The following is a 5,265-nucleotide window of genomic DNA, read 5'->3' as shown; positions in this document are numbered from 1 at the left end:
GGCGCCGGTATGGTCATTGCGTTCAGCAGTCTGCTGTTAGCAGCGATTATTGCCTATTTTGTTAGCCCGTCTGATATGTTAAATATTGGCGTGACGCTGGCGGTTAGCTTTTGGGTCCTACTTTGGATGGCAGTCGATTTTAAAGACAAAACCAAAAACGCCCCAAGTTTCTTTAAAGGACTACGTCAGTTACGTTTGAGCTACTGGGGGCAGCAAACTGCTCATATTGGCGTAATCGTCGCCGTCATCGGGGTGGCATTTACCAGCACCTTGAGTGTTGAGCGCGATGTGGCATTGGGCGAAAATGAAACTGTGCACGTACAAGGCTACGACTTTGAGGTCAAAGATTTCCATGAAGTCAGGGGCAGTAACTTTGATGGTATGCAAGCACAGGTTGAGGTGACCAAAGAGGGTCGCGCGGTGACAACTTTGTATCCGGAGAAACGTACTTATATTATTAGTGGTATGCCAATGACCGAGGCGGCAATTGATGCCAGTCTCATGCGTGATGTATATGTGGCGCTGGGCGAGCCTATCGCAGAAGACAGTAATAAGTGGGCGGTACGTATTTATGTCAAGCCGCTGGTGCGCTGGATATGGCTTGGGGCGATTATCATGGCCTTAGGCGGTCTGCTAAGTATGCTTGATAGCCGTTATCGTTTTAAAAAGGCTAAGGCATCAACGCAAACGGCAGCCAACAAAGCAGGGTTTATTACCGAAGCTCACGTAGGGGAGAAGTAACATGAGTCAGTCAAATAATTCTTCCCAAAAAGCGCCTGCAGATAAAAAGACTAAAACTATGAAAAGAAGCCAAATAAAGATATGGTTTTTGATTCCGCTGATTGTGTTTGTTGGTTTTATTATTATGCTGTACCTGCGTTTGGGTCAGCCGACGGATATCGTCACCAACACTGCGCTTGAGCGGCCGGTACCGTCATTTGAGTTGCCATTATTGTCTGATACGAGCCGTATGATGACCAATGATAATTTGCCTAAGCAGCCGTTTTTGATGAATGTTTGGGGCTCGTGGTGTCCAACTTGTATCGTTGAGCATCCTTTTTTAATGCAATTAGAGGAGCGCGGGGTCAATTTGGTTGGTGTTAATTACAAAGATGACATCGGTGATGCGCTAGGATATTTAAATCGTGGCGGCGACCCATTCTCCATGTCTATTCAGGATTTATCTGGGCAGTTTGCTTTGGATTTAGGCTTAACTGGCGCGCCTGAAACCTTTGTGGTTGATGGGCAAGGTATTATTCGTCAGCATATTGTTGGTGAGATTAATGAAAGCAACTGGCAAAGCCGCATCATGCCCTGTTTGATGGTGCTCAATGAAGCGGATAAGAAAAATGTCAGTCCTGATTCTAGTCAGGTTCAGGAGGTGTGTAAGTGAACGCCATACCTTTAACAGTGATGTCATCAAAAAGCACGTCATCAAAAAGCCTGTCAGCACAAAGCATAAAACCAGCAAATTTTATAATAAAGTTAGCCGGCTTAATGCTTGCGTGCTTGCTGAGTTTTATCCTCAGTTTTAGTGCGCATGCCGCAATCGATGTTTATGACTTTGATTCGCCGCAACAAGAAGCGCAGTATCGCGGGCTTATCGAGGAGCTGCGTTGCCCAAAGTGCCAGAACCAAAATTTGGCTGGCTCTGTTGCGCCCATCGCGCAAGATTTAAAGCAAAAAACTTACGACATGATTAAAGAGGGTCGTAGTGATGCGGAAATACGCGCATATATGCAAGAGCGTTATGGAGACTTTATTACTTATAAGCCGCCTGTGCGCCCATCGACCTGGATACTGTGGTTTTTTCCGCCATTATTATTGATTGCGCTGATTATTGGCTGGTTTTGGCAAAGTAAACGTAGCCAGCGCGTGGCGCGCGGTGAAAGTGCGGTTAATATAGATAGCGCCGCAGCGTTATCGGCGGCAGAAAAAGCGGAGCTTGATCGTTTATTGTCGCGTAGCAATAGTAACAGTAATGCTAAAAGCGAAGCTGTTATCACCAGTACAGAGGACAAAAAATGACCCTATTTTCTACTTTTGGCTTATTTATTGCCCTAAGCTTATTTATTGCGCTGCTACTGGCCGTTATCGCTATCATGCCATGGCTACGCGCGTCACGCTTGCGCGACAAGCCTGTTGACAACCAACTGCTAGACATCAACGTTGCCGTATTCCGTGAGCGTCTAACAGAGCTGCAAACCGATAAAGACAGCGGCACCATTGATGACGTCCATTACCGCAATCAAAAGCTCGAGCTTGAGCGCCAATTACTGGACGCGCAGCGCACAGTCACACCTATGGTAGCGCCAAGTTTCAAGAGTCGTTTGATTATCATGATATGGGTGCCGGTATTGGCAGGATTGGCCTATTTCTTAATCAGTGACCGTACGTCAGTATTTGACTTATGGGCGGCTGAAGATAAAGTCGGACAAGTAGCAGATGACTTATTGACTGGTAAAATCGATCAGCCGCCTGCTTGGGCGATTGAAGATGGTACGCAGCTAATCAGTGCCATGCAGACCAACGTCTATCGTCATGCTGATGATCCTGATCGCTGGATGCGTCTGTCTGAGTTGTTTTTATCATTAGAAGCAACCGACTCAGCGCTTGAAGCCTTATCGCGTGCTTATCGTTTGTCGCCAGGCAATGAAGAGATTGCCACCACTTATGCGCAAATCAGCTTTTTTGCCAATAAAGGCCAGCTCGATGCCAATAGCCGTCGCGTTTTACAAGATGTACTAGCGAAAAATCCAAAGCATGAAGGCGCTCAAATGCTGATGGCAATGGGCGAGGCGCGTGGCAATAACTTTGAGCAAGCACAAGGCTGGATTAAGCGCTTGCGTGCCAGTATTGCCGCCAAACCGGGCGACCATAGCCAAGCGCTGGCAAGCCTTGATGAATTGAGTGCCAACGTCAGCGCGCAGCAGCAGCAGGCATCTGAGGGCGTTGAGGTCACCGTCTCTATTAATGCAAGTTTGCTACCGTTAGTAAAAGCAGACGATGTGTTGTTTGTCGCTATTCGAGATGTCAAAGGTGGGCCACCGTTTGCTGCCAAGCGTTTACCGATTAGCGTTATTAAACAGGGAGAGGCGACTATTAGCCTAAGTGATTTAGACGCCATGATGCCTGAACGTACGCTTGCGTCTGCTCGCGGTGATAAAGTCCAGCTTGCTGTCATTGCGCGTATTAGCCATAGCGGCACCGCCAATGCTGAATCTGGTGATTTAACCGGTAATCCTGTTGTCATTAGCGCCGACCAAAATCAGGTCAATGTGGCGATTAATCAACAAGTTCCTTGATAGATATATCGTAAAAATTGAATACTTAGTAAATGTGCGCCGTCATACTTTTGGCGGCGCACAACCCGCACAATCTTATCTGATGAACAGATAAGTCATCGTAACTTGCCGCATCAAGACTAAAAATACTTGAGCTTTTGAAAGCCACAAGGTAAGGTAAGCTCTGCAACCCATCAATCCCTAAGTTTTATTAGTCCCAAAATCCTATCTATTAAGGAGAGTCGTATAATGATGCGTATTATTTTGCTAGGTCCACCAGGCGCCGGTAAAGGTACCCAAGCCCAGTTCATCTCTAAAGAGTATGATATCCCGCAAATCTCAACAGGTGATATGCTGCGTGCCGCCATCAAAGAAGGTACTGAACTTGGCAAACAAGCAAAAGATGTAATGAACGCTGGTGGTTTGGTTTCTGATGATCTTATCATTAACCTCGTGCAAGAACGCATCGCCAAGCCTGATTGTGTCAACGGCTGCATTTTAGATGGTTTTCCGCGTACCATTCCACAAGCCCAAGCGCTTGCTGATGCCAACGTAGCGATTGACCATGTGATTGAAATTAGCGTGCCTGATGATGAAATCGTTAAGCGCCTATCAGGCCGTCGTCAGCATGCTGGTTCTGGGCGTGTTTATCATATCGACCATAATCCACCTAAGGTCGAAGGTATCGATGATGTGACGGGCGAGCCATTGATTCAACGTGAAGACGATAAAGAAGCGACCATTCGTGATCGTTTAGCGACCTATCAACAGCAGACCTCTGCCTTGGTTGGTTACTATCAAGAAAAAGCGGCTGAGGGCGGTGATGCCCCTAAATATGACAAATTCGATGGCACCCAAGGCATTGATGACGTTAAGCAGCAAATATTATCGGCACTAAAAGGCTAAAACTTTTTAAACGTCGCCGATAGACGTGTTGATTAACCGTTATATTCAAAACCCTGCTACTTGTAGTTATAAGCAGCAGGGTTTTTTAATGCTTAAAAATAAATGCTAACCAGTACCAATAAAAAAGCCGCTTACTTAAATTCAGTAAACGGCTTTTAGCTACTATTGTTTAAATGCAGCTTAGGTTTTAGCAGGTTAAGAATTATGCGTTACCTTGGGCATCAACTTGCGCTTGCTGTTGGCTTTGCGCATATGCTTGGTCAAAGTTGACTGGTGCAAGCAATAGCTGCGGGAAGCTACCACGCGTTACAATGTCGCTAATCACTTCACGTGCATACGGGAACAATACGTTCGGGCAATACGCACCCAAAATTTGACCGATTTGGTCTTCTGGAATGTCTTTTAATAAGAAAATGCCCGCTTGATGCACTTCGGCGATAAATGCCGCTTCTTCAGCGTTTTTGGCGTTGACACTGACCGTCAATACCACTTGATAATGATCGTCATCAAGCTTTTCAGCGTTGCTTGATAGATTGATATCAAGCTCAGGGTTCCACTCTTTAGTAAATACAGCGGCGCCTGGGACTTCAAGTGACATGTCTTTTACATAAATGCGTTCTAGTGCCAATTGTGGTTGTGCTTGTTCTTCAGCCATGGTCATTCCTCTAAAAGTTAATCAAATAATGGGGCAGATTGTCATTGTAACAACATATCATTGTAATATAAATGCAGACTAAGGTTTGAGATTTATCTCAAGGTCTTTTACTCAGTTTTTTAAAAACTGTTTTTTATCACAAAGCGTTATTCTTAACGCTGTCTATTTTTACACAATAAAAATAGACAGAAAAGGACAATAGCAAATTAACCGGCTAATAGCTCGTCAAGTTTGCCTTGTTGGTTCATTTGGTTAAGCTCGTCGAAACCACCGACAAAGGTATCACAGATGAAAATTTGCGGCACAGTGCGATAGTTGTTGGTCTTTTGCATCAAAGCTTGGCGCTCTTCGCGGCTTATGTCATGCATGCCGATTTCTTCGTAATCAACACCTTTAGATTGTAATAATTGCTTAGCGTTT

Annotated in this window: 7 protein-coding genes; 5 read left to right on the top strand and 2 right to left on the bottom strand. The window is 45.3% G+C overall.

The window, feature by feature from the left end:
- The 5 genes from V7D75_RS12595 to adk all read left to right on the top strand — a co-directional run.
- A partial coding sequence (locus V7D75_RS12595) for a cytochrome c-type biogenesis CcmF C-terminal domain-containing protein (protein ID WP_333614825.1) occupies positions 1 to 741 on the top strand: 741 nt, incomplete at its 5' end.
- A gap of 1 nt (position 742) precedes the next feature.
- Complete coding sequence (locus V7D75_RS12590) at positions 743 to 1,393, top strand: DsbE family thiol:disulfide interchange protein (protein WP_333614824.1); 651 nt, start codon at positions 743 to 745, stop codon at positions 1,391 to 1,393.
- Between the two features lie 104 nt (positions 1,394 to 1,497).
- A complete protein-coding gene (locus tag V7D75_RS12585) occupies positions 1,498 to 2,028 on the top strand; it encodes a cytochrome c-type biogenesis protein (protein WP_442968966.1) in 531 nt (176 codons plus the stop codon).
- Entirely contained in the window at positions 2,025 to 3,305 is a 1,281-nt protein-coding gene (gene ccmI / locus V7D75_RS12580; protein ID WP_333614823.1) for a c-type cytochrome biogenesis protein CcmI, read from the top strand. The genes V7D75_RS12585 and ccmI overlap by 4 nt, the downstream gene beginning before the upstream one ends.
- 228 nt (positions 3,306 to 3,533) lie before the next feature.
- Positions 3,534 to 4,190, top strand: a complete 657-nt coding sequence (gene adk, locus V7D75_RS12575; RefSeq protein ID WP_068407441.1) for an adenylate kinase — start codon at positions 3,534 to 3,536, stop codon at positions 4,188 to 4,190.
- 202 nt (positions 4,191 to 4,392) lie between these two features.
- Here adk and secB read toward each other — a convergent pair whose 3' ends face one another.
- Together secB and V7D75_RS12565 are read right to left on the bottom strand one after the other, a co-directional pair.
- The gene (gene secB / locus V7D75_RS12570) at positions 4,393 to 4,845 is read right to left on the bottom strand and encodes a protein-export chaperone SecB (RefSeq protein ID WP_068407439.1); all 453 of its coding nucleotides are present in this window, start codon (positions 4,843 to 4,845) and stop codon (positions 4,393 to 4,395) included.
- A gap of 206 nt (positions 4,846 to 5,051) precedes the next feature.
- Positions 5,052 to 5,265, bottom strand: a 214-nt coding sequence (locus V7D75_RS12565) for a glutaredoxin domain-containing protein (RefSeq protein ID WP_333614822.1), incomplete at its 5' end; no start/stop codon positions are given.

Origin of the sequence: Psychrobacter sp., from assembly GCF_036731945.1 — a bacterium.
Taxonomy (GTDB): domain Bacteria; phylum Pseudomonadota; class Gammaproteobacteria; order Pseudomonadales; family Moraxellaceae; genus Psychrobacter.
Note: the sequence above shows the minus strand (reverse complement) of the source record. Positions and strands in the feature narration are given on the sequence as shown.

Coding starts and splice junctions, on each gene's coding strand:
- V7D75_RS12590 (WP_333614824.1), top strand. CDS start 743: ATGAGTCAGTCAAATAATTCTTCCCAAAAAGCGCCTGCAGATAAAAAG.
- V7D75_RS12585 (WP_442968966.1), top strand. CDS start 1,498: ATGCTTGCGTGCTTGCTGAGTTTTATCCTCAGTTTTAGTGCGCATGCC.
- ccmI (WP_333614823.1), top strand. CDS start 2,025: ATGACCCTATTTTCTACTTTTGGCTTATTTATTGCCCTAAGCTTATTT.
- adk (WP_068407441.1), top strand. CDS start 3,534: ATGATGCGTATTATTTTGCTAGGTCCACCAGGCGCCGGTAAAGGTACC.
- secB (WP_068407439.1), bottom strand. CDS start 4,845: ATGGCTGAAGAACAAGCACAACCACAATTGGCACTAGAACGCATTTAT.